The sequence below is a fragment of the Collinsella aerofaciens genome (assembly GCF_015670745.1).
Taxonomy (GTDB): Bacteria; Actinomycetota; Coriobacteriia; order Coriobacteriales; family Coriobacteriaceae; genus Collinsella; species Collinsella aerofaciens_T.
Genome location: NZ_JADPCH010000006.1, coordinates 1 through 26,319, shown reverse-complemented (window position 1 = coordinate 26,319; position 26,319 = coordinate 1). Strand labels below are relative to the sequence as shown.

Below are 26,319 nucleotides of genomic sequence, written 5' to 3'. Positions count from 1 at the left end.
AAGCATGAGGGCAGAGCCGTCAGTCATGTGTTACAAGGCGTCAACATTCACTTGACGCCACGAGGCCAAATGACCTCACGAAGCAAGGTGACGCAATAGGTGAAGAAATACCGTCTGGTGTCGATCGGTCCAGACATTTTGTCGATAGCAAAAGTAGATGGGCAAGGCTACGTCATGCGAGCCTTCAATGGAGCACTCGCTCACTTCCAGTCCATCTGATGCGAGAGAAGAGCCAGAAAAACTCAATATCAATCCCCCGGCCTGAAGAAACTCAGCCTGTGCCCTGTTTCCGTATTCGACATCGCGAAAGCGGAAATTAACCAGCTGAGCTTCGGGGCATTGATTGATTGCATTGAGACAGGGCGACAAATTAATGGGAACAGCTAACCTGCCGCCCAGTAACTCACGAACGGTCATAGCGCCCACAGATTGATGACCCGCTGGGCAAGAAAGAACCTTGAGCTCCTTTTCACCCAAGTATTTCGAAGAAAGGACACTGTCCCTTGGCTCCTCAAATGAGATGGCCGCATCCGAAATGCCAAGCACAAGTGATTCAAAGCATGTGGCCGTTGGCTGATGCCAAACATCAAGGTGAATCTGGGGGTGCGAGCTTTCAAACGAGTCGTACCAGTTTTCGGCAAAAAGACGCCCCCGCCCGTGAAGACAGGGGGCGTAAAGACGAAAGTGGCCGTCGGGCGAAACGCCACCGTTCCCCGATTGAGCGTACTTTTTGAGATCGTCGACTTGTGCCAGGATCACGCGTGCACGACGCGCAAATTCTCTGCCCGCCGGAGACAAAACAGCCTCCCCCGCCGATCGGTCGAGCAAAACAATCTGATACTCAGATTCCAACTTTTTGATTGCCGACGAAACGGCCTGTGGGCTCACGTGAACGGCGCGAGCCGCTTTGCGCACGCCGCCGTAGTTCGCTACCGCTTGAAGGTATTCGAGTTGAGAAAGCTGCATAGGTTACTCCAAAGGCAGCCAAGGCGACGGGCTGTGCGTCCTCAGATGAGGTTCTCGCCCAGGTTCTTGCCGCCGAGGACGTGCATGTGGAAGTGCATGACGGTCTGGCCGGCATTGACGCCCTTGTTGGAGATGACGCGGAAACCGTCCTCCAGGCCCTTGGCCTTAGCGACCTCTTGGATGGCGTGGGCCATGGCGCCCATGGTCTCGGCAGGCACGTTGTCGGCGATGTCGCTGTAGTGCTTCTTGGGGATCACGAGCGTGTGGACCGGCGCCTGGGGATTGAGGTCGTCGAACGCGATGACCTGGTCGTCCTCATAGACAACGGTCGAGGGGATCTCGTGGTTGGCGATTTTGCAGAAGATGCAATCACACATGGTTGGTTCCTTTCTCACAGACCAAGGTAATTATATTTGGTCAGGATGGTTAGAACGAGAGGTTGTCGTCGGTGTTGGCGGCTTCGCCGTCGGCGAGCACGTCGTTGCCGTCGACGTCCTTAAGAAGCACCGAGACCTTCTGCTCGGCATCGGACAGGCGGGTGCGCAGGCTCTTGAGGAGCTCTACGCCGCGGGTATAGCTCTCGAGCGACTCCTCGAGCTCCATATCGCCCGACTCCAAGCTGCGGATGATGAGCTCCAACTCCTGCGAAGCCTGCTTGTACGTAAGCTGCTCGACCGGGGTTTTCTCTGCCATATCTGTTTCCTTTCCTAAAGGTTTATCGCTATGAAACGCGGCCTACTCAACCGCATCAACCGTTGCTGCCACGTTGCCGTCTGCCATGCGCACACGAATGGCATCGCCGGGCTTAAAGGTCTTGGCGCTCGTAGCCACACCATCATCGCTGTACGCGATGGAATAGCCACGGGCAAGCACCTTGAGCGGCGACAGGGCATCGAGCGACGCGGCGGCTCGGCCCAGGTCGGACGCGGGCTTGCTGAGCATCATACGTCCCTGATGCTCCAGACGGGAACTCGCAAGCGTGAGCGCATGGCGCTTGCCATCGAGCCCCGAGGTGCTTGCAACCAGACGCTCGGGCAGGTGCTCAAAGTTGGAGCGGAATGTCCCGACCGAGCGCGCTATGGCGCCCGACAGGCGATCGGCCGTCAGGGCAAGCTCAGACTCGCGACGCTCGACCATAAATGTGGGGTCGTTGAGGCACGGGCGGCATGCGGCGGCATCGAGTGCATCGCCCAGACGGGCCGTATAGGTATCCCAGGCGCGGCGACCGCGCTGATCGAGCATCTCCAGGTCGACCTGGGCCGACCCAATCATCGATGCCATCGCGGCACCCAGACGCTGATGGCGCGCCTCGAGCACATCGGCCAACTCCGTCATAGCCGGCGCCACCGATTCTGCCGCCGCCGTGGGCGTGGAGACGCGGCGGTCGCTCACCATGTCGCATATCGAGGTATCGGGCTCATGGCCAATGCCGGTCACCACGGGCACAGGACAAGCCGCCACCGCACGGGCAAGCTCCTCGTCATTAAAGGTCATGAGGTCCTCGAAGGATCCGCCGCCGCGCACCAGCAAGATGCAGTCGGGCGCTGGCGTGATGGCGGCGGCACGGCGCAGGCCCTCAATAAGCTCGGCCGGCGCACCCTCGCCTTGAACCTTGGCGCCCACGCAGACAAGCTCGACGAACGGATTGCGCCGACGCAATGTACGCTTGACGTCGTCGATTACCGCACCGGAAAGCGAGGTGACGACCGCCACGCGGGAGCAGAACACCGGGATGCGGCGCTTGCGCGCTTCGTCCATCAGGCCCTCGCGGCGTAGCTTTTCGGCCAGTTGCGCCACTTGTTGACGCAGCAGACCCTCCCCCGCCAGCGAAAACGAGCGAGCGACAAAGCTCATGCGGCCTGTGGCCTTATAGAGGTTGAAGCTGCCCTTAAAGCTCACCTGCATGCCGTCACGCAGATCGAAGGTACGCTTGAGATAGGCGCCCTTCCAGATGATGCAGTCGACGGCGGCCGAGTCGTCTTTAATCTGGAAGTAGCAGTGGCCGCTTCGGGCATTGGGGCCACGGAAGCCCGTGACCTCACCCAAAACGCTCAGCTGCGGAATGGCGTCGAGTGCGCCGGCGGCGATCTCCACCGCTTGGCTCACGCTGAGCTCTTTGCGCTCCTGCTCATCCGATCCGTCGAACTCGGCGGAAACGGTATTGCCGGTCAGATTCCAGCCTGCCACGCAGCCTCCTTTCGTTATCGAGCACAGAGACTCCGGCCCCGTGCGAAATTAAGTCCAACACATAGTACAGCGCCGCGAGGACACGAATCCCCGCGGCGCCTGCCTGTCCCATTTATTATCGGTTGGAGTTTCTGTTGTAGCGAGCCATAAGGTAGAGCAGCTGAATGATCGAAGTGAGCGCTGCGGCCACATAGGTAAGCGCGGCTGCCGTCAGCACCTTCTTGGCACCGTTGACCTGCTTGGAGCTCATACCCGACTGCTCGATATACGCCACGGCGCGGCGGCTGGCATCAATCTCGACCGGCAGCGTAACCAACTGGAACAACACGCTAAACGAGAAGAAGATCAGTGCGAGGGTCGTGAGTCCCGCGATGTTCATAAACAGACCCATGAGCAACACGATGGTCCAGGTGTTCTGGGTAAAGTTGACGACCGGCACGAGGGCGGTGCGTACCTTCATCATGGCATAGCCACTTTGACGCTGCGCGGCATGGCCTGCCTCGTGACAAGCGACAGCAACGCTTGCGACCGAGCCGCCAGAACGGTTGGCGTCTGACAGATATAAGTTGTTGTCCTGCGGGTTGTAATGGTCGGTGAGCTCACCAGCGACACCCTTGATACCCACGGCGTTGCAGCCGTTGGCGTCGAGCATGCGGCGAGCGACCGTGGCGCCCGTGGCGCCGTCCGAGCGAACCTTGGACCAGGTTTTGTACGTCGAGTTGATATAGTTCTGTGCGGCAAGGCCAAGCACCGTGCAGACAAGAACAACCAGCAGGTACAGCGGGTCGATGCCAAAGCCGTATCCATAGTAATAAGGCATGCGAATTCCTCCGAGTCGAGTTACACGTTGGAGGCATTTTACCCACTCAACCGACTAGGCTTCCCTACAGGAGCTCGATTTTGCCGTCCTTCACCGTCAACCCCATATTGCCGGAAAGCAGATCGTCCAGACGCGAACCTACAAGCTCAAAACGCCAGCCTTCGCGCAGGGGGCTCTGCTCGGGGTGCTCAATATAGTCGGCCAGGTCATCGCGCGAGGCAATGACCGAGGTCGCCACGCCCGAGCGCTCGGCAACTAGGCGAATGAGCGCATACATCAGGTCCGTCACGCTCTCCAGCTCCGGCGAAATCTGACGGTGCCCGCGCACCATGAGCGGCAGGCGATCGTGCGGGCAGCTCGCGCCGCGCTTGATGGCCATGAGCGCGCCGTCCACATCGCGCTCCCCCAGCTGATCGGTGCCGCGGATGCTGCGGAACTCCTCAACGCGCACAGGATTGCGCTTGACGAGCGCCAGCAGCGTGTCGTCGGACATGACCCACTTGCGCGGGATGTTACGGCGTTCGGCGCGGTCCTCACGCCAGGCGGCGAGCTCGCGCGCGATGCCCAACTGGTGACGGCTGCACGAATTGATGCGTTTGACCTTGCGGAACGCCTCGTGGCGATCGGCGCGATAGTGCGACTCGTCAGCCAGCGGGCGCAGCTCATCGAGCACCCAGTCCACACGGCCCAGCTCGCGCAGGCGGCTCATCATCTCGGTATAGGCGACGATCAGGTACTTGACGTCATCGATCGCATACTCAATCTGCTTATCGGTCAGCGGGCGGCGCGACCAGTCGGTCAGCGACTCGGTCTTGGGCAGCGATACGCCGCAGAACGTCTGAACAAGCGCGCCATACGAAATCTGCTGGCGCTCGCCCAAAAAGGCGGCGGCGACCTGCGTATCGAAAATCGGTCGTGGCAGCACGCCCACGGTATGGAGCATGACCTCCATATCCTGCGAGCACGCGTGGAAGACCTTGGTCACGCTCTCGTCGGCCATAAGCTCGGCCAGCGGCGAGAGGTCGTCGATCACCAGAGGGTCGACCGCTACGCTCTCGGCAGGGGTGGCAATCTGAACCAAGCACAGGCGCGGGTGGAATGTGCGCTCGCGCAAAAACTCGGTATCGACGGCAATCGCGTCGAACTCACGGGCGCGCTGGCAAAAGTCGAGTAGAGCCTGATGTGTGGAAATGTACATATCAACCCATCGAATAAGGTTAGGCCCGAAAAACACGGGTAGGATATCGGCATTGCCTTACAACTATACTCGGTTAGTCACAGAACTGGAACGTAAGTATGCGCTGCCTTATCATCCACAACCCGGCATCGGGCCCCAGCTCAGATGAAATCTACGCATTCACGCACGCCCTCGCGCAGGGCGGCGACGAGGTCGTGATGCGTTTTATCGGCGATGGCATGGAGCCCGAGGATGCCGTGGCAGACGTGCGCGAGTTTGATCGCGTGGTCGTTTCGGGCGGCGACGGCACCGTCTCCAACGTGCTCGACCAGATGCGCGGGTGCGGTGTCCCCACGCTCGTCTTCCCCTCCGGCACAGCCTGCTTGTTCTTCAACAACATCGGCAATGCCCCCGAGGCAGCGGCGCTCGCCAAGGCCTGCCGTGCCGGTCGCACGGTCAAAGTCGACATGGGTGAGCTCTTTTGGCTCGACGAGAACGGCAACGAGAAGCGCCACGGCTTTATCATCATCGCCGGCTCGGGCTTCGACGCCGAGATCATGATGAAGGCCGACCCCACCAAAAACGACATCGGCGAGATCGCCTACTTCCTCTCCGCGCTCGCCACGCCCAATCCCACGGTGGCGCACTTTACGATTGAGCATGACGGCATTGTCGAGGAGCTCGACGGCATCTGCTGCATGGCCGGCAACACCTCGGTCATCCAAAACGACATCAACCTGTTCCCCGACTGCCGTATGAACGATGGCATGGTCGACATTGCGGTCATCGAACCCGTAAAAACTGTGCAGCTTCTACCGACTGTGATCACCGCCGCACTCGACCCCGCCGGCAAGGTACTCGGCCGCCCGCAGTTCAAGATCATCCAGACCAAGGAAGCCAAGATCACCTGCACCCCGTCGCTGGGCATGCAGTTCGATGGCGAGATTATCTCCAGCAATTCGGGCGTCTTTGGAGCCCGCGCGCTTCCGCAATGCCTCGACCTCATCGTCGACGAATTCTCCCCGCTCGGAAAATAGGAGGACCCTATGAACGACAATCCCCTACTCGGCTTTATCATCATCGTTTTGGCCATGCTCGTCGGCTATGCGATCAACGTGATCCACCGCCGGAAGAAGTAATTCCACATTGGTATGATATTCATCCAATTATCGTCTCCCCTGCTGTTTATGCATTTGCCAAACAGCGGGGGATTTTCTTTGCGCCCCGTGCAAGGCGCTTTATTCAGGTACGGTAATTGCAGGACGTCTTTATTAAAGTAAAGCTACAAACCGAGTATAATTAACCACTCATCGCATATTTCATTACGCTTATCGAGTAAGTTTCTTTCATAGATGAATATTGTTTCCAGTTCGTTACGCTAATGGGGTGTCTTTATTGGCTGAAGCTCTCTGGCAACGGAGAGCTTTCGCACGCTGGGAGGGAAAATGAGGAAAACTCACCCCGTCAACGCGCTCAAAAAGCTTGGCATAGGCCTCGCCTTTGGAGCCGCAACCATCATGTCCATGCCGACGTCTGCGCTCGCCTGCACGCAGATCTACATGGGCAGCAAGCTCACGGCGGACGGCAACACGTACTACGGCCGCGCCGAGGACTTTGGCAAGCGCTATCTTAAGCACTACGGCATCGAACCTGCCCACGAACCTGGCTTTAAGTACAGCTCGATTGAATCTGCTTTTGAATACACTTCGAACAAGCCTACCTATCGCTACAGCTATGTACGCGACCACCCCTCCAACTGGATGGGTCGCACCGACGCCTACTCCGAGGCCGGCATCAACGAGAAGGGCGTCTCCTGCTCCGCCACGCTAAGCACCTCCTATAACGAGGAGGCCGCTGCAGCAGACCTCATCGATGAGGAAGTGGGTCTGGGCGAGTACAGTTACGGCAGCATCATCCTGGGCGAGAGCGCCACGGCCCGCGAGGGCGTCGAGCTTCTCGGCAGCCTGATCGATGATCAAGGCGTCTGCACCAACGACCAGATCATCATCGCCGACAACAACGAGACCTGGCTGTTCGCCACACTTTCCGCCCATCAGTGGATCGCCATGAAGCTCGCTGACGACGTCGCGTCGCTCAACCCTAATATCGGGAGCCTCAACTACGATGTCGACCTCAATGACACCGAGAATTGCCTCCACTCTGAAAAGATCCAATCCATGCCCGAAGAAAAGGGTTTCGCCAAATACTCCGCTGACGGCAAATTCGATGTCGCCCAAACGTATGGCGAAAGCCTCGCCGATTCCGGCGTAAACCAGTGGTCCCGCTATGTGCAAGGCCGCGATTATTTTGGTAGTCAGCTGACCGAAGGCACAGATTACGACATTATCACAGTAAAGGAGAAAGGAAAACCTGACCAAAAGGGAGCCATGGTCAGCGAAATCCAGCCCCTGTTCTTCAAGCCTGGCAAGTCTGGTTGGAGCACTTTCGAGTTGATTCGCGCCTTCGGCAACCGCGGCGAGAACGTCCCTGGCCTCAACGCGAACACTGATGGTGTTTATTGCATCGGCAGCGAGCGCAACACCGAGATCAACCTCTTCCAGATTCGTCGCGGGTATGACCCCGAAGTCGCTACCATCCAGTGGGAAATGCTCTCCCGCGCCGCGTACTCCGTCGCCATCCCGTTGTACTCCGCTCTGATAACTGAGGTCAGCCCGTACTTCAGCGATCAGACCGTCTCCTTCGATCACTGCAAACAGACTGACGTCGTGTACAACGAGGAGCCCGAGAACTCAATCAACTACGTCCTCATGGACATCAGCTCGCTCTGCTTTGAGAACCCTGACACCCTTGGTATCAGCGTCCGCGCCTACCTCGATGCGCTCCAGAACGAGCTCATCGAGCAGAACAAGGAAGTCGACACCGCCATGCTGGCCGAGACGACCACCGAGGGCCGCACTGCCCTGGCCAACAAGGCCGGCAAGGCTGCTACCGAGAACACCTACAAGAAGTGCAAGGCGCTGCTCCAGGAGATGCGCGCCTATCAGAAGGCCGAAAACTTCGACCAGCCCTTCACTCCGAGCGATCTGAACACCGAGACCAACGGCCTCAAGGTGTCCATCACCTACGCCAAGGACGCTCTTGCCACCGACCCGGTAACCCCTGATCAGCCTGGTACTCCTGAGCAGCCCGGTACCCCCGAGCAGCCCGCTAAGCCCGAGCAGCCCACCACCAAGCCCGAGAAGCCTGGCAAGTCGGACACCACGACCACGGTAACCACCAACAAGACGAACACCAAGGGCGGCCTGCCCACCACCGGTGATCGTTTTGATGGCCGCGTGGTGGCTGCATTCGCCATCGCTGGCGTTGCCGTCATCTCCGCGGGCGGTTACTTCCTCTACCGTCGCAATAAGGAGTAACGTCTTAGCTGAGCGAGCGAGGCAGCAATGGCAGCCTCGCCCGCTTAACCCGCCTTTTTGACCGACGGGAAACCCGCCTGAAATCTTTTCAAAAAAGATTTCCCCGCACACACTTTGCTGTGCTATAGTGCAGCGCAACAGCAACTAGGTGCGACCGCGCCATGGCATCACGAAAGGAGCCACCAACATGAAGAACACAATGAAGTCTCTCAACAACTGGTGGTGGCGTGATGCGAATACGATCGGTCGACAGTGAGTCCCTCACGCCTGTTTTGCGCTCTAGGTGATTGGAAGGCCTCCGGTTTCGACCGGGGGCCTTTTTCTATCTCGAGCCCGATTGCATTCGCATCACGCGCCTCCGTTTTTCTCTTGCACTCCCATTCCGAAAGGATTTTCACCATGTCTCAGAACACCACCGCCACCCAGCCCCGCACCGTCCAGACCGCCGACCGTGGCAAACTCGATGTCCGCGCCCTCGTCCTGCTTGCCATCCTGCTCGCCGCCGGCTTCATCCTCAACTTCACCGTCGGCAAGGCCATCTCGGGCATCTCGGGCGGCATGATCAGCCCCGAGTTCATCATCTCGGCCTTCTGCCTCACCATCCTGGTCGTTCGTCCCAACATCGGCCAGGCGCTCGTCATTGGCCTCATCTCGGCTGCCGTGATCCAGATCACCACCACTTCGCCGTTCGTCGATTTTGCCGCCGAGGGCATCGCCGCCATGCTCATGGCCGGCATCGTCAACGCCGCCGGCAAGAACGGTCAGGTCAAGCCCGCCATCGCCATTGTCGCAACCTTCCTGACCACCTTTGTCTCCGGCGCCATCTTCATGGTCATCAAGATGGCCATGCTCGGCGTGGTAGGCGAGCTCGCCGCTGCCATGCTTCCCGTCGTTGCCATGACCGCCGTCTTTAACGCCATTCTGGTCGGCGCCCTCTACTTGCCCATCCAGAAGGCCCTTAGGCTCAACTAACCCGCTCGGCTTTACGAGCCACCCCATCTTGGCGTTCATTCGTCGCTCGCGTACCCAAGTACGCTTCGCTCCTCTTTCGCGCCAACCTGGGGCCCCTCGTAAAGCCGTCTCCGTGCTTCACTACCAAAGACCGTCCCAAACAACGAGCTTTTTTGGGACGGTCTTAAACAACTGGTCATTTAAGACTGTCCCCAATGACTATGAAAGGTATCCATGGAAACGATCATCAACGTCGACGATGTCTCGTTCTCCTATGGCACGCAGACCGAGCAGGCGCTCAGCCACATCTCGCTCAGCGTGAACAAGGGAGATTTCATCGGCATCATCGGGCCCTCGGGCGCCGGCAAGTCCACGCTTGCCGCCTGCCTGTCAGGTGCCGTGCCCCACCACTACACCGGCGCGTTCTTTGGGTCCGTCATGGTTGACGGCCATGACACCTGCGAGGTCTCGCTGACCGACGTGTCACAGATCGTCGGCAGCGTGCTGCAGGATATCGACACGCAGATGGTCGCCTCGGTCGTCGAGGACGAGATGCTCTTTGGCCTCGAGAACTTTGGCGTTCCCCACGACCTGATCGAGCAGCGCGTGAGCGAAACGCTCGAGACCGTCGGCATCAGCGACCTGCGCGACCGCGAGATCGCAACCCTCTCGGGCGGACAGAAGCAAAAGGTAGCCATCGCCGCCATCCTCGCCATGCGTCCGCGCGTCTTGGTTCTCGACGAGCCCACCGCGGCACTCGACCCCGCCAGCTCCACATTGGTCTTCGAGACGCTGCGTGAGGCAAACCGCGCACTTGGAATCACCATCGTCGTCGTTGAGCAAAAGGTCGCCCTGCTCTCGGAGTACTGCAACCGCGTGCTCGTGCTCAACCATGGCGAAATCGCGCTGCAGGGCGAGCCACACGAGGTCTTCGCGCATACCGACGAGCTCCGTGCCATCGGCGTCGACTGCCCTCGCGTCACGCGCATCTTCAATAGCCTCGAGGCCGATGGCCTGGTAAGCGGTACCCCTTGCTTGGATGTCGATGAGGCCGAGCGCCTGATTTCGGGCATCGTCGACCCCGCACGCGCGGCTATCGAAGCCCAGGCGCCCGCCGGTTCCCCGCATGCACCGTCGTTGCGCCCTCATGCCAAGGACGCCGAACCCGTACTCACCTTCGACCATGTTGAGTTTGCCTATCCCAATGGCGGCGCCGCCGTACACGACCTTAGCCTGACGCTCTATCCCGGCGAGCTCGTGGGCATCGTCGGCCAGAACGGTGCCGGCAAGACCACGCTCACCAAGCTGCTCACGGGTCTGCTCAAGCCCGCCTCGGGCAGCGTGCGCGTCACGGGACTGGATACAGCAGCCGTCCCCACGAGCCGCATCGCCCGCGAGGTCGCAACGCTCTTCCAAAACCCCGACCGCCAGATCTGCAAGGATACCGTACTCGACGAGGTCGCCTTTGGCCTGGAGCTTGCCGGCATCGACCGCGCCGAGGCACTGCGCCGTGCTCAGCTCGTCATCGACCGCTTTGGTCTGCCCGCCGATGAGGCGCCTTTCTCGCTGTCGCGCGGTCAGCGACAAATGGTGGCACTCGCCTCCGTCGTGGTCGTAGAGCCCAAAATCGTGGTGCTCGACGAGCCCACGAGCGGCCTTGATTACCGCGAGTGCATGACCGTCATGGAAACAGTGCGCACCATGGCCGAGCGTGGCTGCGCCGTAATCATGGTCTGCCACGATATGGAAGTCGTCTCGGATTTTGCCGAGCGCATTGTGGTAATGGCCGACGGTCGCATCCTCGACCGCGGCCGCACGCACGAGCTGTTCTCGAACATCGATCTCATGCGGCGTGCCTACGTTGAGCCGCCCCAGGTCATCGAACTCTCGCGCCGTCTGGCATCTTCCGTCTCGCCCGCTTTTGCGCAGGTGAGCGAGGTCACCGATGTCGTTCGAATTACCAAGGAGATGGTCCACCGTGGTTAACGTCATCGACTACATGCCGGGCGATACGCTGCTGCATCGCCTGAATCCCGTCGTCAAACTGGGCCTCGCCGCCGCCATCATCGTCGGCATCTTCTTGTCCGACACCTACGTGGCGCTGCTGGGCTTTTTGGCACTCACCCTTGCGCTGGGTGCCTATGCCGGTGTCGTCGACCGTCTGTTCTCGCTGCTCAAGTTGCTGATTCCGCTCGCGCTTATCATGCTGGTGCTCCAGCTGGCCTTTATGCGCGATGGCAACGTGGTGTGGAGCTTTATCACCGACACGGGTCTCATCACAGGATCGAAGGCCTGCCTTCGCCTGCTGGGTGTGGCGTTACCACTCATCCTCATGCTCATGGTGACCAAGCTCAACGACCTTGCCAACGCCTGCGTCGAGGTGTTGCACGTGCCGTATCGCTATGCCTTCACCTTTACCACGGCGCTGCGCTTTGTGCCGGTGTTTGGTCAGGAGATGAATGCCATCATGGAGGCGCAGACCGCACGCGGCGTCGAGTACGACACCAAGAACCCCATCAAGAAGCTTAAGCTCATGCTGCCACTGTGTGTGCCACTGCTCATCTCGAGCGTGGGCAAGACCGATGCCACAGCCTTGGCGGCAGAACAGCGCGGCTTCTATCTGCGTACGCGCGCCAGCTCGTACAAGCGCTACCCCATCAAGGGCCTGGACATCGCCGTGCTCATCGTCAGCATCGCCCTCATCGCCATCGGCTTCCTGTTCTAGTTCACCACCGACAGCAACCGCCCAACGCAAAAGGCCTCGGCTCGCACCAAACGAGCCGAGGCCTTTACTGTTTCACCAGATAAACCCACCAAAATTAACCTGCCCCTTTTTGACAGGCCGGAAGCTAGAGGCGGTAGGGGGCGCCGCTGCGGATGATGGATTCGCGCACCAGGACATCCATGGCGTCGAGGGTGATCTCGGGCATCTCTCGGTACTTCTGCAGCACCGAGAGCTCGGTGCAGGCCAGAATGACGCGGTCGCAGCCGCTACGGGCGAACTCCCACATCACGCGGTCGAACTTATCCATATCGGGCTCACGTCCGGCCTTCACATCATCGTAGATAAGCGACATCACATCGTTCTGACGTTTCTCGCTGGGATAGACAACCTCAACACCCGCAGCCTTACATTCGCGTCCGTAGACGCCCGCGCCCACGGTGCCATCGGTTCCCATAATGCCAATCTTGTGCACCGGCTCGGCCGGCATACTCAGGTTGGGGTCGAACTCGCACTCCCCCATCACCGCACCGGCCAGAGCATAGCGCACCGACTCACGCGGCATGTGGATAATCGGCACCTTCGTAAACGACTGGATCTGGTCGTAGAAGTAGTGTGACGTGTTGCAGGGAATGGCAATGTGCGCACAGCCCAGCGACTCGAGTGCCTGGGCGCACTCTTTCATGGTCGCCAGCAGCTTGGCATGCTCGCCGGTCTTAATGGCCAGCGTACGGTCGGGCATGGTCGACTTGGAGAGCACCACCATGTCGATATGTTCCTGATCGCAGGCAGCAGCCGTATGACGTACCACCTGGTCGTAGTAATACGACGTGGCCTCGGCGCCCATGCCGCCGATAACTCCCAGCTTTTCCATCGCCGCCTCCTTGGTGACGCTTGCGCAATTGCGCGTATCATACCCGCGCCCGCCCGATGTAAACCGGACGGGCGCCGCACTCATCTACTTGTAATACGTCTTGAACAGCTTAAAGTGGCGCAGCTTGGTGTGCCACATGCGCAGCCAGCGGTTAAAGACAAAGTCGCCCTTCATAAACGAAGGGTCGGCGCCCTTGCCTTCCTTGTCCAGGCGATGCACCTTAGCGCGCAGCTCGGGATCCTTGACGTACTTGTCGACGACGCCCATGGGGACGACCATCCACAGCGCCTCGTCCTGCGCCGTCACAAACTCCGGCTCAAACGGGCGGTTGAACACATACTCGTCCACCACATACTTGGCAACGTTAAAGCCGCTGTTGGTGACGTAGTAGTTGCTGCGACCCTGGCGCGTGTTGAAATCGAAGAACTTAAACGAGCCGTCGCGCTCGTCGTACTTAACGTCAAAGTTGGAATAGCCCACAAAGTGAAGGTCCTCGAGCAACTTGCGCACGCCGTCCATGAGCTCGTCGTTGGGCTCGGTAATGATACAGGCATGGTTGCCGACACCGTGGGGCTGATGCTCCTCGAGCAGCACATGGCCCAGGCACATCATGCGCACCTTGCCGTTGCGGTCGGAATAGCTGGTGAGCACGCGCATGTACTCGTCGTTGCCGGGCACGCGGTCCTGCAAGATCAGATCGTCGGTGTAGCCGCTGGCATACGAATCGCGAATGACCTGTTCCAGCTCGGCGCGGTCGGCAATCTCATAGGCCTTCTTCTGGCCCTCGAACTCGTGCTGCCACCACATGATGCCGTCAGAAGGCTTCAGAATCATCGGGTAAGGAAAATCGATCTGGTCGAGCACTTCGGCAGGTGCCTCGCCTTGGGCGTTCAGCATCGCCTTGGTAAAGGTAAACGTGTGCGGATAGGGCACGCCATGCTTCTCGCACAGCTCGTAGAAGATCTCCTTCTTCTGGCACTGCTCGAGCATGCTGTAGGGCGCGTAGGGAGCGACGATGTTATCCGCCAGCTCATGAGCATCCTTGGCTTGAGCCACGAGAGCGACATAGTTGTCGCCACAGCCCACAAGGACAATCGTCTTGTCGGCATGCGCTTGGGCAATGCCGTTGACGGTTTTGAGCATCACGGGCATGGTGTCGATATCCACGTTGGGCGTGTAGTCGATAATCTGGCTGCGGTACGCGGGACCCGTCTGATACTTGCCAAAGACCAGACTCTTGACCTGGTACTCCTCGTAGAAGGCGCGCGCCACCGAATAGGCGTTGATGTCGCCACCAAGCAGCACGGGAATGAACTCGCGCTCTGTAAATTGCAATGCCATGGAAACTTCCTATCATGAACTGCCCACACAACGGGCGGTCTTTGCGCAACTGATTTATTCTAGCGTGCCAAGCCGCCGGCGCCCAAAGCTCCACCGTATCTATGGCAATCGACGTAATCGTCCAGCACGAAGACGGCGCCCACCGTTGTATGACAATAGGCAATGAACCTACCGTTGTTGTAGGATTCAGCGTATTGACATCTTCGAGCGAAAGGCGCACACGTACCCCAAGACCATCCGACCGATAATCCCATCCTCAATGCCGCGAGGCGCGAGCTGGCGGAACGTGCAAAAGCGACCGCTCCCCTGTGCACGGCAAACGACGCCTACAACGGACCCGCCCGCATCGTCTCGATCAACACGTCGGCACACAAGGGCACGCGCAAGTCGCCCGTCGCCGATGGACACGACACCGTTATAGAACAATTTGGCCTTGCCTCCGACGCACACGCCGGGCATTGGCACCGCCAGGTTTCCTTTTTGGCCGCAGAGTCCATCCAGACGGCGCAGGCCCGCGGACTCGATGTGCACGAGGGCGACTTTGGCGAGAACTTCACAACCCGGGGCATCAACCTGCTCTCGCTCCCCTTGGGCACACAGCTCAAGCTTGGCAGCGAGGTGCTTGTCGAAATCAGCCAAATCGGCAAGGTCTGCCACACACGCTGTGCCATCTACTATCTCGCCGGCGACTGCATCTTTCCCCACGAGGGCGTTTTTGGCGTGGTACTAAAGGGCGGAGAGGTCTACGCCGGCGACGATATCCAGGTAATCAAACTCGGCGACGGCACCTGTTCGTTCACCCCCGCCGAGGCCCTCGAAGAGATTGAGCAGGCTCGCCAGAAGGGCACGCTGTAGTTATAAAACCCCACGTTGAGATGGCTTTTACAGCCCAAAACTCCTCTCAAACAGAGCTCTGTAACGTTAAAGTTGAACTCTATGGTTTCTCAACAATTCATCATAACTGCAGGTCAAAGCCAAAGCCTCAAGTTCAACTTGACCCTTTGGAACCTTTAAGGTTCAAGTTGAGGTCGAAAGCAGTAGTAGAATACCGTTCGAACCATAACCTACGATTGATTGCAGAGGGACTGGATGCAGCATTCGAATCATCGCACCGCAGCGCTCATTGCGTCGAAGCCGGCTCGTATCATCACGAGCGCCGCGCTCGCTGTTGCGCTGACGGCCACGCCGATGCTCTCCCCCGTTGCGGCGTATGCCGCCTCGCAGGCAACGCAGGACCAGCTTTCCGCAGCCCAGCAGAAGATCGAAGCCGCCACGAGCGCCTACAACGACGCCCGCACCAAACTCGATGACCTGCAAAAGCAGATTGACTCCAATGAGGCAAGCATCGAGGAAATCGAGGCCAAGCTTCCCGAGCAGCAGGCCAAGGCAAGCTCCGCCATGCGCGATCTGTACAAGTATCAGAAGGGCACCAACCCCATCGTGAGCTTCCTGGTCAACGCGCAGAGCCTGGGTGAGTTCATCACGACCTGCAAATACACCAACCAGATCACGAGCTCGAGCGTCGACGAGATCGAAGAGCTCAATAACATGCAAACCGAACTCGAGCAGAACAAGGCTGAGCTCCAGCAGGCCAAGTCTCAGCTTGAAACAGAGCAGAAAAACGCCGAGGATGCGCTGGCGCAGGCCCAGCAGCTCCGCAGCGAGGCACAGGCAAAAGCCGAGCAGGAAAATGCCGCCGAGCTTGCCAAGCTTGAGGCCGATAAGGCCGCTGCCGCCGAGAAGCTCTCGGGCGAGGGCGTAAGCGGCAGCAATTCCAGCAGCCAGGCCACCAACACCAACACCACCATCGACACCACGGTAAACAACGCCAATACCGGTAGTTCCGATTACGATTCGTTCATTAATGAGTGGACGAGCCGCATCGACAATTATCTCGCCGGCTCCCCCATGGCAGGCCAGGGCTATAACTTTGCCGTCGCCGCTTGGAATACCGGTGTCGATCCCCGTTGGTCCCCCGCCATCGCCTGCATCGAGAGCACCAAGGGTGCTTATTGCGCCAATTCTTACAACGCCTGGGGCTGGAGTGCCCGTGGCGGCGGTTGGCGCAGCTTTGGCAGCTGGAGCGAGGGCATCTCCGCCCACGTTGCCTATCTGGGCGCCAACTACGGCTCCACCCTTACCCCGGCAGCGGCCAAAAAGTACTGCCCGCCCACGTGGCAGGACTGGTACAACAAAGTCGCCGCTCAGATGAACCGCATCTAAGATCAACGTCAAAGGGCCCCAATTGGGGCCCTTTTTCTTTTACGCGACGGAGGTATCGACGACGCCAGTCGCGTTTGCAATGGCAACAATGATAATCATTGCCAACAAGAGCACACCCATAGCCTTGAGCCAAAGCTTTGCAAGCTTTTTACCGCGGTATCTATCGAGTAGCTCAAACCGCCGGCGAAGGCGGCGTTTGTCGAGCATCACAAAATGGATGAGCACTACGAGACCGTCGACGAAGATAAAATACTCAATCGCGAGAAACCACATCGGGTAGTTTTGGTTGGCGCCCGTAGGATGAAAAACGGCAAAATGGCTTCCGGCAAAGAAAACAAGTAGCGAAAGATAGACGAATGCGTTCCAAATGCGCCCAACGGTGTCGGGAATGCGGGAGAGTAAATTCGGGCGCTCAGGCACCAACGGCAATCCACCCTGAGACTGATCCGTGGGGAGCACGGGCGCAGGGCACACGGCTCGCCGCTCCGGAGGCTCTTGAAAGGAAGCAGCATTCGGCGCGGACGACGCATACGATGCGCGTGCAGCGTGCCCTAGCGCCTTCGCGCTTGCAAAGCGCTTGTCCGGATCGAGCGCCATCGCCATGCAAATAACATCGGCAAGCGAGGCGGGGACGTCACGTGCCTTGCATTGCTCGCGTATGTTCCGACCTGGCTTGGGATCGGCCCCCGTCAGACAAAAGAACAGCAGGGCACCGAGCGCATAGACATCGCTGCGCACGCTCGTCTGGCCAAAACCATACTGCTCGGGCGGCGCATAGGGACGCGTGCCAAACTTAACGGTATCGGCATCGGCTCCCTCGCGCCACACGCGAGCGATTCCCAAATCGATAATCACCAGCGATGAAAACGTCATGCCTGTATCGGGCGTATAGTTTGCGCCCGACACGATGATATTCGAGGGCTTTAGGTCGCGATGGATCACCGGAGCGGCCATCTCCCCCGCCGACGCAAAGCCGGCATGGAGCTCCGCAACTGCATCACAAAGGGCGCCAAACAGCTCACAAGCATAATCGGGCGTCGCACCCAAACGCCCCACCAGGGCCCCGAGCGTTTCGCCTTCGATGTATTCCATGACCACGCAAAGCTCGTCGCCCACGCGGCGGCAATCGACAATCCGAGGCAAGTGTTCGTAACGTCGCCCAGCATGCTGGGCCGCAAACAGGCGTTCATACGCCCCGCCAATCTGGGCCGACGCGTCGATGCGCTTGCGAACAAAGGGGCCAAGAGATCCTCCGCCGGAGCCCTCAAAGTACACGAGCTCGGTCGTCTCGACGTCGGAGTGCTTGAGCACACGGTCTACGCGATAACTGTCATCACGCTCAAGTGACGCCAGGTGTCCGGTGAGCGCAGCAGTCAGCTCATCATCGGAATATGTTGAGCTCTGAGTATCCATAGCGTCCATAATAACGCAGGGCACGGACGCCCCATGACGCCCGTGCCCTGCACGTTCTAAATATCGTGAACACCGCTTCCGCCGGCAGCTAGCTGTTAGCTCACCGTCTCTTCATCAAAGCGATACAGCTCCTCGTTCACCTTTTGCAGGCTGCAGCCACGATCGATACAGAAAATGATGATGGCGTCACGGCGGTCCTCGCAGTTGAGGACATTGACGCCCGCCGCCGTCAAGGCGCGGTTGGTCTCCTTGAGCGTCAGCGCCATGGCAAAGGCAATCTGCAGCACCTTATTGCGGCTCGGATGCCGCGCACCGGTAAAGATCTGATAGCCAAACGTCTCGTTGAGGTCGGCCATACGCACCACGCGCGAACGCTCCAGCCCCTTTTTCTTCCAAAAGCTGTTTCAGATACCCCGAAAGCGACGGGGCGGTAAAGTCGTGCTCTTTGATATAGCCCTCGATACTCGGAGCATCGAGCAGCTCGTTGAGCAACTCTTCGGTTAGCTTCTTATCGGGCATATGGCCTCACCCCCCAGCTCGCATAGTAACCATGTTTTTAATTCTAGTTAAAAACCGCTCACGTCAGAACGTTCCCAGCTGGCAACCTGGTCGGGAGATACCGTGCTCATCGCTTCGAACTTCCAGGTGCCGCCCGCTTTGAGATGGTTGGTGTTCGCAAGAGCCGTTCCCACCTGATTGCCGTCTGCGTCATACAGAACATACTCAATCTGAATGTAGCTTTGCTCTTTATCCGTATTATTGGTCAATGTGCCAGTGATCTTATACGCGAACTGATTAGACGCATCCCCGGCCTCATCCGAAACCGTATAGGGTTCTTGTGCCTCTTTTTGCTCCTCGACTTGCTGAGTCTGTTCGGCAGGCTTTGCTGCATCACCCGTAGACGAATCAGACGAGTTACCGCCCATAGAACCTACGACGCCGGCAACAACAAGCACCACGATGACACCCAGAATGATCTTGCCGATCGGCTTCTTTCCCTCTTTTGCCATTATGCATCCTTCCCACGATCCGGCTACCGTGCCGGCACACAGCACATCGTAGGAAGGATTGAACTTGAATTCATTAGCTGAGAGCTAAGGTTGCGATAAACGGCCAATGCAGTTATCCAAACGCCGAGCAAACGCACTTTGCGCGACCGTCTGCTGGCAGCGCATCAACCCACCGTGACGGATTCCCCGGTAAAGGCACTGATCATCAACAGGACAAAGAAAACAAGGTAGCTGGCACTCAGCAGGTACGCAATGATCAGAAAGACGACCCAGCCGACATTGGTTTTACCGTCGGCACGGCGTTGCTCGCGATTGCGGCAGAGCCAAATCGTCACGCCGATGGCAGTGATAAACAGCACGAGCGCCGCCGCGGCAAGCCCGGCAAGCGCAAACATCACGCCAATGCTCACAGCAATAACCGGAAGCAGCAGCAAACCGCACCCGCATCCACCCGGACTATATACGGCAGACTGTCGGCGTCGTTCCATCGTCACTCCATCACAAGCAATCGTTTATAGACATCGAGGCCTTTGAGTAGGATTTCCTCGTCAAAGAGCATGCTATCGGTATGCAGAGCACTTGTGGCATAGGCGGGGCAGCCATCCGAATCACTCGGGTTGTCTTGGTCCTCTGGCATACCCGTGCCCAGCAGGAAAAACACGCCCGGCAGATGGCGTTGATAGAACGCGAAATCCTCGGCGATCAGCAGCGGTTCCTCCACAAGCTGCAGCCCGGGCAAGGCAGGCGCGGCGCTGGCAAACAACTCGGGGTCGTTGTCGACCGGCGGATAGCCCTCGGCAAAGTCGAGATCATACGTGCAGCCCGTTGCGGCACAGGCATCGTCCAGCACGCGGCGCACGCCTTCGCGCGCCCGGTCGAACATGTCGTCCGTAAACACACGCAGACTTCCGGCCACATGGGCCTCCCCCGCCACCGCGTTGCAAACCGTACCGGCCTGCAGCAGACCAAACTTACCGATACAGGGCTCGTCGGTGCCCAGCTCGTCCATCAGTTCGCGCTCGGCAACCAAGAACTTGGCAGCCGCCAGCGCCGCATCGTGCGACTCCTCGACCGGAACGCCATAGGTCTTAGCGATATGGATGCTCGTCCCGTGAATATGAATGTGTGTCTCACTCGAACGCGCCAGCAGCGGACCGGAACAACTCGCCAACGTGCCGGCAGGCAGATCGGGCCACACGTGAAAGCCAAAAATGCGGTCGACCCCGTAGCGCTCGAACACACCGCTCTCGCAAACTGTCTTGGCGCCACCAGTCGTCTCCTCGGCAGGCTGGAACACAAAGAGCACGTTGCGCTTGATGGCACCTGGCTGCTCACGAATCGTGCGATCGACAAAGGTTGCCGCCGCAAGGGCCATGGCCATGTGTCCATCGTGTCCGCAAGCGTGCATCTTTCCGGGATGCTTCGAGGAAAAGGCCGCACCCGTCGCCTCCGCGATGGGCAGTGCGTCCATATCGGCGCGAATCGCCGTGGCATGCGCGGCGCCCGTGCCAGCGTCGAAGAAAGCACAAACACAGCTGGGGCAGGGATGGGTCACTTCACAGGCAAGCGAAGCGAGCACGCCCTCGATATAGGCTATGGTTTGAGGAAGATCGAAATCGAGCTCCGGAATGCGATGCAGGTCGCGACGATAGCGACGAAGTTCTTGGAGCTCGGTCATAAAGGATCCTTTCATGGGGCATATCCATTCACACAATATTGTGATACAGGATTGTGGCACACATGTTTCCAGCATATTGCTGCATTTTTTAAACGTTATATACAAATACTCTTGTTTGGTAAAGTGCAACGTGATAGGGTCTTTACCACTTGATAGAGGCGCGGGCACGAAGAACCGCGGGCGAGCCAGCAGGCTTTGACCCCGTGGGGAGGCGAAACCCGCCGAACTGGGTTTTTCGGGCACGAACAACCTGGTGGGCCTGTGGGAAACACCCACAGGACTGTCTGCAGCAATGCGGGAGCGCTATCCGGACATTGGGTCCACGCTATGCGGATTCGATGCGCAGATGGCGCCGTCTGGATAGCGAGGTTTACGGGACATGGCATTGACCCCCAACGAGGCATATGCGGCCAAGCAGCCGTTTGTGGACAAGGAGACGCTCGAGCATATCGTCGAGCAGTTCCCCACGCCGTTTCATCTATATGACGAGGCGGGCATCCGCCGCAACATGCAAGAAGTGCGCGACGCCTTTGCATGGAACCCGGGCTTTAAGGAATACTTTGCCGTCAAGGCCAACCCCAACCCGGCGCTCATCTCCATTCTCAACGAATACGGCTGCGGCTGCGATTGCTCGAGCTATACCGAGCTTATGATCGCCCGCTCACTGGGTATCACGGGACGCGACATCATGTTCTCGTCCAACGACACGCCGGCTGCCGACTTTGAGCTCGCCGACAAGCTGGGTGCCATCGTCAACTTTGACGACATCAGCCACATCGATTTCTTTGAGCGCGTTGCGGGGCCCATCCCCAAGACGGTCAGCTGCCGCTTTAATCCAGGCGGTCTGTTCCAGCTCTCCAACGGCATCATGGACAACCCGGGCGACTCCAAATATGGCATGACCACCGAGCAACTCTTCGAGGCGTTCCGCATGCTCAAGGCCAAGGGCGCCGAGGACTTTGGCATCCACGCATTCCTTGCCAGCAACACCGTCACCAACGACTACTACCCCAAACTCGCACGCATCCTCTTTGAGCTTGCCGTGCGCCTGGAGCGCGAGACCGGCGCACATGTCGCCTTTATCAATCTGTCCGGCGGTGTGGGTATCCCCTACCTGCCCGAGCAGCAGGCTAACGACATTCACGCCATCGGTGAGGGCGTACACGCAGCCTACGACGAGATTCTGGTCCCCGCCGGCATGGGCGATGTGGCGATCTGCACCGAGATGGGTCGCTTTATGATGGGCCCCTACGGATGCCTGGTCACCAAGGCCATCCACGAGAAGCAGATCTACAAGGACTATATCGGCGTGGACGCCAGTGCCGTCGATCTGATTCGTCCTGCCATGTATGGCGCTTACCACCACATTACGGTGATGGGCCAGCCGGGTGGCGACGACAAGACCACAGCGCCCGTCACGGACACCTACGACATCACGGGCAATCTGTGCGAGAACAACGACAAGTTCGCCATCGATCGCGAGCTGCCGCATATCGACATGGGTGACCTGCTTGTGATTCACGATACCGGTGCGCATGGCTACTCCATGGGCTACAACTACAATGGACGCCTGCGCTCCGCCGAGGTCCTGTTGCGCCCCGATGGCTCGGCCGACCTCATCCGCCGCGCCGAGCGCCCGGGCGATTACTTTGCCACGTTCGACGTGCTGCCGAGCGGCCGAGAGCTGCTGGCCAAGTCGCGCGCTGAAAGTGCCCGCCGTCGCGCCCAAGACGAGCGCCTGGCAGTCGCCACCCAATGGAACAAACGCATCCAGATCGCGGACGCGAAGGAGAAGAACATGGACATCCGCAATCTCGAGGGCTCAATCGTCGCCCTCGTCACGCCGTTTAAAAAGGATGGCAGTGTCGACTTTGACGCACTCGAGCGCCTTATCGATTTCCACCTGCAAAACGGCACCGACGCCATCCTCACCCTGGGCACCACCGGCGAGAGCGCCACGATGACCGACGACGAGGACAACTCCGTCGTCGCCGCCGTGGTCAAGCATGTTGCAGGACGCGTCCCCGTCATTGCCGGCTCGGGCTCCAACTCCACGCAGACCATGCTCACCAAGTCGCTTACTTACCAGGGCTTGGGAGCCGACGGCCTGCTGCTCATTACCCCCTACTACAACAAGTCCAACGAAGAGGGTATCTATCAGCACTTTAAGACCGTCGCCGATGCCGTGGACATCCCCTGCATCCTGTACAACATCCCCGGCCGCTGCGGCTGCGGTATCAGCGAGCGCAGCGTAGAGCGCCTGGCCGCGCACCCCAACATCATGGGTATTAAGGAGGCCTCGGGCAACGTCGCCTACGCGGCCAAGATCGCCCACCTGCTGTCAGACGACTTCCGCATGTACTCGGGCGAGGACGCGCTTACCGTGCCGCTCATGAGCCTGGGCGCCTCGGGCACCATCAGCGTGTGGGCAGACGTGCAGCCGCAGCTCGTGCATGACATGTGCCGTGCCTATTTGGACGGTGACGTGGCGCGTGCCCGCGATATCCAAATTGCCGGCCAGCCGCTCATCAATGCCCTCTTTAGTGAGGTCAACCCCATCCCCGTCAAAGAGGCGCTCGCCCAGATGGGTATGATCGAGGCAAACTACCGCATGCCGCTGTGCCCCATGGCAGACGACACGCGCTCTGCACTTACCGATGCTCTGAAGGGGGCTGGTCTGCTTGATTAAGACCGTCATTATGGGAACGGGCCGCATGGGCTCGCTCATCCGCACCACCGCCGAGGGCGTTGTCGACGCCGCCGGTCAACCCGTTTTTGATATCGTGGCCCAGATTGGCTTCGATTTGAGCAAGCTCGAGAACGCACCGGCTGCCGATGTGATTATCGACTTCTCGAACGTCGTGACCTTCGATGCCGTCGTCGCCTATGTCGAGCGCACGGGCGCGGCGTTGGTCTCGGGCACCACAGGCTACACCCCCGAGCAGATGGACCGTCTGCGCGAGCTGGGCCAGAACACCCGCGTTATGCACTCGGGCAATTACTCCATCGGCATCGCAGCCCTGCGTCATCTAGTGGCCCAGGCCACGCGCGAGTTGCCCGGCTTTGACTGCGAAATCGTCGAGACGCACCATAACCAAAAGGTCGACGCCCCCAGCGGTACCGCCAAGCTGCTGCTCGACGCCGTAGTCGAGGCCGAGCCCGAGACAGGCTACCACCCCGTCTACGGACGCGAGGGCATGTGCGGCGCGCGCGATCCCAAGGAGATCGGCATGCACTCGCTGCGCGGTGGCACTGTCGCCGGCGTCCACGAAGTGAGTTTCTTTGGCCAGGACGAGGAGGTCACGCTCACCCACCGCGCCACGAGCCGTCAGATCTTCGTCAACGGCGCCCTGGCCGCCGCCCAGAAGCTCGTCACCCGCGAACCCGGCTTCTATACGTTCGACCAGGTCATGTTTGCCTAACCAGGTATCAACCGAATCCACCCAAAGGAGAGATAGCAAATGAGCAACGCAGCCGAGATGGATGCCCAGGAGATTATCAACTACATCGCCACCGCGCCCAAAAAGACACCTGTCAAGCTGTACGTGCGCGAGAAGCCCGGCATGAAGGTTGCCTGGGGCGACGCACATGTCTACGGCGGCCGTCGCGGCAAGACCGTCTTTGGCGACTGGGATGAGCTCAAGGCCATCCTCGATGCCAATGCCGACTCCATCGACTACTACGATGTCGAGAATGACTGCCGCAACTCTGCCGTGCCCATGCTCGACCTCAAGGGCATCAACGCCCGCATCGAGCCGGGCGCGATCATCCGTGACCGCGTCGAGATCGGCGATCGCGCCGTCATCATGATGGGCGCCATCATCAACATCGGCTCCGTCATTGGCGAAGGCTCCATGATTGATATGGGCGCCGTGCTGGGCGGCCGCGCCACCGTGGGCAAGAACTGCCACATCGGCGCCGGCACCGTGCTGGCAGGCGTTGTGGAGCCCGCCAGCGCCACGCCCGTCATCATCGAGGACGATGTCATGATCGGCGCCAACGCCGTGGTCCTGGAGGGCGTGCACGTAGGCAAGGGCGCTGTCGTTGCCGCCGGCGCTGTGTGCGTCGAGGATGTCCCCGCCGGCGCCGTCGTGGCCGGTGTCCCCGCCCGCGTCATCAAGATGCGCGACGAGAAGACCAACAGCAAGACCGGACTGGAAGAGGGCTTACGTCAGCTTTAATAGTTACGCGGTTTTGACAAACCGCGTTTTCGCTGACGTATGCTCAACCTGCGGGATAATTCATCCCTAAACAAAATGGCCGAAGTCCCGAAGGGCTTCGGCCTTTGCTTTCTCGCTGTAGGCGCAACGCAACTTATCGATTCTCGATGCTACCGATATTTTTGAGCTCGATGGAAATGAGGCCGTTGGGCTCGTTGACGAACTCAATGTACTCGGAGTTCGAACCCATCTCGGCCGGGAAGCTGATCTCGATACCCGTGTCGGTACGGATCTTGTGATTGCGCACGGCCGCGCGCTCGACCTGCTTGCGCTCCACGGGCACGCGCTCGGGCACCTTCTCCTCGGTCAGTGCCGCACGCACGCTCTCCTTGATAACCGGCTCGTCCTCAAAGACCTCATCGACGATATCCCAAGGCGGCAGCTCCTCGTCGTCTTCAACCTTCTCGGCAACGGCGGCTTTGACCTTGGCGAGCGCTACGGCCGTGTTGGCGCCGTGCTCTTCAGCGACCTCCTCGACCACGCGCGTCACCGTGTCGATGACCTCCTTACCCGAAACGCCCGTGTCGCATTGCAGCAGGCCGTCGGGAATGAGCATGCGATCCTCGCCGGCAATCTTGCGCTTCTTATCCACATAGCCGATCTCCATGGTGCTTGCACGCACGATTGCATAGCTCGGCACCTTTTGCGAAGGGTTCGGCAGAATGGCATAGTGGCGCGCGATGTCGTTACGCACCTCGCCCTCTTCGCGACCCACCTCGTGCATGAATGCCTGCTTGGAGCCCAGCAGCATCACGGCAAACCAGCGGGCATCCTCATCGTCATCAAAGTCCGCCACAAGCACGTCAGTGGACTCGGCTTTCTCGGCTTTGGTGAGCTCGGAGGAGATAAACTCCGCAATCTGCTGCGACAGGTCCACGAACTCGCGCTCGCCAAAGAAATAGCCCTTGAGCTCACCACCAAACGCAGAGTTCTCGGCAAACGTGGCGCGTTTGTTGTCGGCCGAGGTACGAGCGCGCCGCAGGTGCGTGGTTACGAAATTACGCACGGTGCGGCTCTCGATATCGAGCTCGCGCTGGCTCATAACGTTGACGGCAGAGTCAAAGTCCAGGATATGCAGAATCGCGTGATTGATTTTCATATACGGCATTCCGTTCTAGATCGATTTCGGCACGAACCAGTATAGCGGTCGATCCCGCCCCAGGCGCATCGAAGATTGGTGCATCGGGGACAGGTTGCTTTGCACCAATGGTTAGCGCAGGAGCTCGGACTGCCAAGCCTCGAGCTGTTCTGCCAAGCTCTTGCCGGCAGCGGGCATGTCGATCTGGGTGTTCCTATAGTTTTGTCAACCGTCGGGGCTACTCCCGGTAGGGCACCCGGTCGCGCATCACGGCGTATATCG

At 59.3% G+C, this 26,319-nt stretch carries 24 protein-coding genes and 1 riboswitch; of the genes, 10 read left to right on the top strand and 14 right to left on the bottom strand.

Features of this window, described 5'->3' with window-relative positions; genetic code table 11:
* Positions 1-75 precede the first annotated feature (75 nt).
* The 6 genes from I4W07_RS03365 to rnd form a co-directional block, all read right to left on the bottom strand.
* Positions 76-966: a LysR family transcriptional regulator gene (locus I4W07_RS03365; protein ID WP_196025611.1), complete on the bottom strand. Its 891-nt coding sequence runs from the start codon at positions 964-966 to the stop codon at positions 76-78.
* Positions 967-1,007: 41 nt separating this feature from the next.
* Positions 1,008-1,343 carry a histidine triad nucleotide-binding protein gene (locus I4W07_RS03360; RefSeq protein ID WP_035137921.1) on the bottom strand — a complete coding sequence of 112 codons (336 nt, stop codon included), beginning with the start codon at positions 1,341-1,343 and terminating at the stop codon, positions 1,008-1,010.
* Between the two features lie 49 nt (positions 1,344-1,392).
* A complete protein-coding gene (gene xseB, locus I4W07_RS03355) occupies positions 1,393-1,659 on the bottom strand; it encodes an exodeoxyribonuclease VII small subunit (protein WP_006234311.1) in 267 nt (88 codons plus the stop codon).
* A gap of 42 nt (positions 1,660-1,701) precedes the next feature.
* Positions 1,702-3,153 carry an exodeoxyribonuclease VII large subunit gene (xseA, locus tag I4W07_RS03350; RefSeq protein ID WP_412766503.1) on the bottom strand — a complete coding sequence of 484 codons (1,452 nt, stop codon included), beginning with the start codon at positions 3,151-3,153 and terminating at the stop codon, positions 1,702-1,704.
* 115 nt (positions 3,154-3,268) lie between these two features.
* Positions 3,269-3,973, bottom strand: coding sequence for a zinc metallopeptidase (locus I4W07_RS03345; protein WP_196025610.1), 705 nt, complete (start codon positions 3,971-3,973; stop codon positions 3,269-3,271).
* A gap of 64 nt (positions 3,974-4,037) precedes the next feature.
* Positions 4,038-5,171 (bottom strand): ribonuclease D, encoded by a 1,134-nt coding sequence (gene rnd / locus I4W07_RS03340; protein ID WP_006234315.1) that lies wholly within the window; start codon positions 5,169-5,171, stop codon positions 4,038-4,040.
* Between the two features lie 98 nt (positions 5,172-5,269).
* On the opposite strand from rnd, the gene I4W07_RS03335 reads away from it, so the two are divergent.
* From I4W07_RS03335 to I4W07_RS03315, 5 genes are all read left to right on the top strand, one after another.
* On the top strand, positions 5,270-6,187 hold the full coding sequence (locus I4W07_RS03335; RefSeq protein WP_196025609.1) for a diacylglycerol/lipid kinase family protein: 918 nt from the start codon (positions 5,270-5,272) through the stop codon (positions 6,185-6,187).
* Positions 6,188-6,595: 408 nt separating this feature from the next.
* On the top strand, positions 6,596-8,527 hold the full coding sequence (locus I4W07_RS03330; RefSeq protein WP_196025608.1) for a C69 family dipeptidase: 1,932 nt from the start codon (positions 6,596-6,598) through the stop codon (positions 8,525-8,527).
* A gap of 399 nt (positions 8,528-8,926) precedes the next feature.
* On the top strand, positions 8,927-9,499 hold the full coding sequence (locus I4W07_RS03325) for a hypothetical protein (RefSeq protein WP_196025607.1): 573 nt from the start codon (positions 8,927-8,929) through the stop codon (positions 9,497-9,499).
* 213 nt (positions 9,500-9,712) lie between these two features.
* On the top strand, positions 9,713-11,464 hold the full coding sequence (locus tag I4W07_RS03320) for an ABC transporter ATP-binding protein (RefSeq protein ID WP_196025606.1): 1,752 nt from the start codon (positions 9,713-9,715) through the stop codon (positions 11,462-11,464).
* On the top strand, positions 11,457-12,203 hold the full coding sequence (locus I4W07_RS03315) for an energy-coupling factor transporter transmembrane component T family protein (protein ID WP_196025605.1): 747 nt from the start codon (positions 11,457-11,459) through the stop codon (positions 12,201-12,203). The genes I4W07_RS03320 and I4W07_RS03315 overlap by 8 nt, the downstream gene beginning before the upstream one ends.
* Positions 12,204-12,327: 124 nt before the next feature.
* On the opposite strand, the gene I4W07_RS03310 is transcribed toward I4W07_RS03315, so the two are convergent.
* Together I4W07_RS03310 and I4W07_RS03305 are read right to left on the bottom strand one after the other, a co-directional pair.
* Positions 12,328-13,074, bottom strand: a complete 747-nt coding sequence (locus tag I4W07_RS03310; protein ID WP_040358337.1) for an aspartate/glutamate racemase family protein — start codon at positions 13,072-13,074, stop codon at positions 12,328-12,330.
* A gap of 84 nt (positions 13,075-13,158) precedes the next feature.
* Positions 13,159-14,415: a carboxylate--amine ligase gene (locus tag I4W07_RS03305; protein WP_195361204.1), complete on the bottom strand. Its 1,257-nt coding sequence runs from the start codon at positions 14,413-14,415 to the stop codon at positions 13,159-13,161.
* A gap of 252 nt (positions 14,416-14,667) precedes the next feature.
* On the opposite strand from I4W07_RS03305, the gene I4W07_RS09305 reads away from it, so the two are divergent.
* Both I4W07_RS09305 and I4W07_RS03295 read left to right on the top strand, forming a co-directional pair.
* A complete protein-coding gene (locus I4W07_RS09305) occupies positions 14,668-15,270 on the top strand; it encodes an MOSC domain-containing protein (protein ID WP_328291086.1) in 603 nt (200 codons plus the stop codon).
* A 234-nt stretch (positions 15,271-15,504) separates the two neighbouring features.
* Positions 15,505-16,638, top strand: coding sequence for a coiled-coil domain-containing protein (locus tag I4W07_RS03295; protein WP_196025604.1), 1,134 nt, complete (start codon positions 15,505-15,507; stop codon positions 16,636-16,638).
* Positions 16,639-16,677: 39 nt separating this feature from the next.
* Here the strand turns inward: I4W07_RS03295 and I4W07_RS03290 are convergent, their stop codons facing one another.
* From I4W07_RS03290 to I4W07_RS03270, 5 genes are all read right to left on the bottom strand, one after another.
* On the bottom strand, positions 16,678-18,075 hold the full coding sequence (locus tag I4W07_RS03290) for a serine/threonine protein kinase (protein WP_196025603.1): 1,398 nt from the start codon (positions 18,073-18,075) through the stop codon (positions 16,678-16,680).
* A 71-nt stretch (positions 18,076-18,146) separates the two neighbouring features.
* Positions 18,147-18,407, bottom strand: coding sequence for a hypothetical protein (locus I4W07_RS09130; RefSeq protein ID WP_230317453.1), 261 nt, complete (start codon positions 18,405-18,407; stop codon positions 18,147-18,149).
* Positions 18,408-18,617: 210 nt separating this feature from the next.
* Positions 18,618-19,061, bottom strand: a complete 444-nt coding sequence (locus I4W07_RS03280) for an FxLYD domain-containing protein (RefSeq protein WP_195544165.1) — start codon at positions 19,059-19,061, stop codon at positions 18,618-18,620.
* Between the two features lie 164 nt (positions 19,062-19,225).
* Positions 19,226-19,549, bottom strand: a complete 324-nt coding sequence (locus I4W07_RS03275) for a hypothetical protein (protein WP_195502970.1) — start codon at positions 19,547-19,549, stop codon at positions 19,226-19,228.
* A 2-nt stretch (positions 19,550-19,551) separates the two neighbouring features.
* Positions 19,552-20,739, bottom strand: coding sequence for an amidohydrolase (locus I4W07_RS03270; protein WP_196025602.1), 1,188 nt, complete (start codon positions 20,737-20,739; stop codon positions 19,552-19,554).
* 145 nt (positions 20,740-20,884) lie between these two features.
* A riboswitch (Lysine riboswitch) is annotated at positions 20,885-21,053 on the top strand.
* A 65-nt stretch (positions 21,054-21,118) separates the two neighbouring features.
* Between I4W07_RS03270 and dapA the strand changes: the two genes are divergently transcribed.
* Genes dapA through dapD form a run of 3 tightly spaced genes read left to right on the top strand, consistent with a single transcriptional unit; the run spans position 21,119 to position 24,920 of the window.
* The gene (gene dapA / locus I4W07_RS03265) at positions 21,119-23,428 is read left to right on the top strand and encodes a 4-hydroxy-tetrahydrodipicolinate synthase (RefSeq protein ID WP_196025601.1); all 2,310 of its coding nucleotides are present in this window, start codon (positions 21,119-21,121) and stop codon (positions 23,426-23,428) included.
* The gene (gene dapB / locus I4W07_RS03260) at positions 23,421-24,161 is read left to right on the top strand and encodes a 4-hydroxy-tetrahydrodipicolinate reductase (RefSeq protein ID WP_196025600.1); all 741 of its coding nucleotides are present in this window, start codon (positions 23,421-23,423) and stop codon (positions 24,159-24,161) included. The genes dapA and dapB overlap by 8 nt, the downstream gene beginning before the upstream one ends.
* A gap of 39 nt (positions 24,162-24,200) precedes the next feature.
* Positions 24,201-24,920 (top strand): 2,3,4,5-tetrahydropyridine-2,6-dicarboxylate N-acetyltransferase, encoded by a 720-nt coding sequence (dapD, locus tag I4W07_RS03255; RefSeq protein WP_230317452.1) that lies wholly within the window; start codon positions 24,201-24,203, stop codon positions 24,918-24,920.
* 133 nt (positions 24,921-25,053) lie between these two features.
* Here dapD and I4W07_RS03250 read toward each other — a convergent pair whose 3' ends face one another.
* Entirely contained in the window at positions 25,054-26,058 is a 1,005-nt protein-coding gene (locus I4W07_RS03250) for a nucleoid-associated protein (protein WP_022094136.1), read from the bottom strand.
* Between the last annotated feature and the right edge of the window lie 261 nt (positions 26,059-26,319).

Bases quoted from the DNA above. Each gene is read 5' to 3' on its own strand.
- I4W07_RS03335 (WP_196025609.1), top strand. From the start codon at position 5,270: ATGCGCTGCCTTATCATCCACAACCCGGCATCGGGCCCCAGCTCAGAT.
- I4W07_RS03325 (WP_196025607.1), top strand. From the start codon at position 8,927: ATGTCTCAGAACACCACCGCCACCCAGCCCCGCACCGTCCAGACCGCC.
- I4W07_RS03280 (WP_195544165.1), bottom strand. From the start codon at position 19,061: ATGGCAAAAGAGGGAAAGAAGCCGATCGGCAAGATCATTCTGGGTGTC.
- I4W07_RS03365 (WP_196025611.1), bottom strand. From the start codon at position 966: ATGCAGCTTTCTCAACTCGAATACCTTCAAGCGGTAGCGAACTACGGC.
- I4W07_RS03295 (WP_196025604.1), top strand. From the start codon at position 15,505: ATGCAGCATTCGAATCATCGCACCGCAGCGCTCATTGCGTCGAAGCCG.
- I4W07_RS03305 (WP_195361204.1), bottom strand. From the start codon at position 14,415: ATGGCATTGCAATTTACAGAGCGCGAGTTCATTCCCGTGCTGCTTGGT.
- I4W07_RS03360 (WP_035137921.1), bottom strand. From the start codon at position 1,343: ATGTGTGATTGCATCTTCTGCAAAATCGCCAACCACGAGATCCCCTCG.
- I4W07_RS03270 (WP_196025602.1), bottom strand. From the start codon at position 20,739: ATGACCGAGCTCCAAGAACTTCGTCGCTATCGTCGCGACCTGCATCGC.
- I4W07_RS03310 (WP_040358337.1), bottom strand. From the start codon at position 13,074: ATGGAAAAGCTGGGAGTTATCGGCGGCATGGGCGCCGAGGCCACGTCG.
- rnd (WP_006234315.1), bottom strand. From the start codon at position 5,171: ATGTACATTTCCACACATCAGGCTCTACTCGACTTTTGCCAGCGCGCC.
- I4W07_RS03320 (WP_196025606.1), top strand. From the start codon at position 9,713: ATGGAAACGATCATCAACGTCGACGATGTCTCGTTCTCCTATGGCACG.
- I4W07_RS03250 (WP_022094136.1), bottom strand. From the start codon at position 26,058: ATGAAAATCAATCACGCGATTCTGCATATCCTGGACTTTGACTCTGCC.
- I4W07_RS09130 (WP_230317453.1), bottom strand. From the start codon at position 18,407: ATGGCCGACCTCAACGAGACGTTTGGCTATCAGATCTTTACCGGTGCG.
- I4W07_RS03345 (WP_196025610.1), bottom strand. From the start codon at position 3,973: ATGCCTTATTACTATGGATACGGCTTTGGCATCGACCCGCTGTACCTG.
- I4W07_RS03275 (WP_195502970.1), bottom strand. From the start codon at position 19,549: ATGGAACGACGCCGACAGTCTGCCGTATATAGTCCGGGTGGATGCGGG.
- xseB (WP_006234311.1), bottom strand. From the start codon at position 1,659: ATGGCAGAGAAAACCCCGGTCGAGCAGCTTACGTACAAGCAGGCTTCG.
- dapD (WP_230317452.1), top strand. From the start codon at position 24,201: ATGAGCAACGCAGCCGAGATGGATGCCCAGGAGATTATCAACTACATC.
- I4W07_RS03330 (WP_196025608.1), top strand. From the start codon at position 6,596: ATGAGGAAAACTCACCCCGTCAACGCGCTCAAAAAGCTTGGCATAGGC.
- dapA (WP_196025601.1), top strand. From the start codon at position 21,119: ATGGCATTGACCCCCAACGAGGCATATGCGGCCAAGCAGCCGTTTGTG.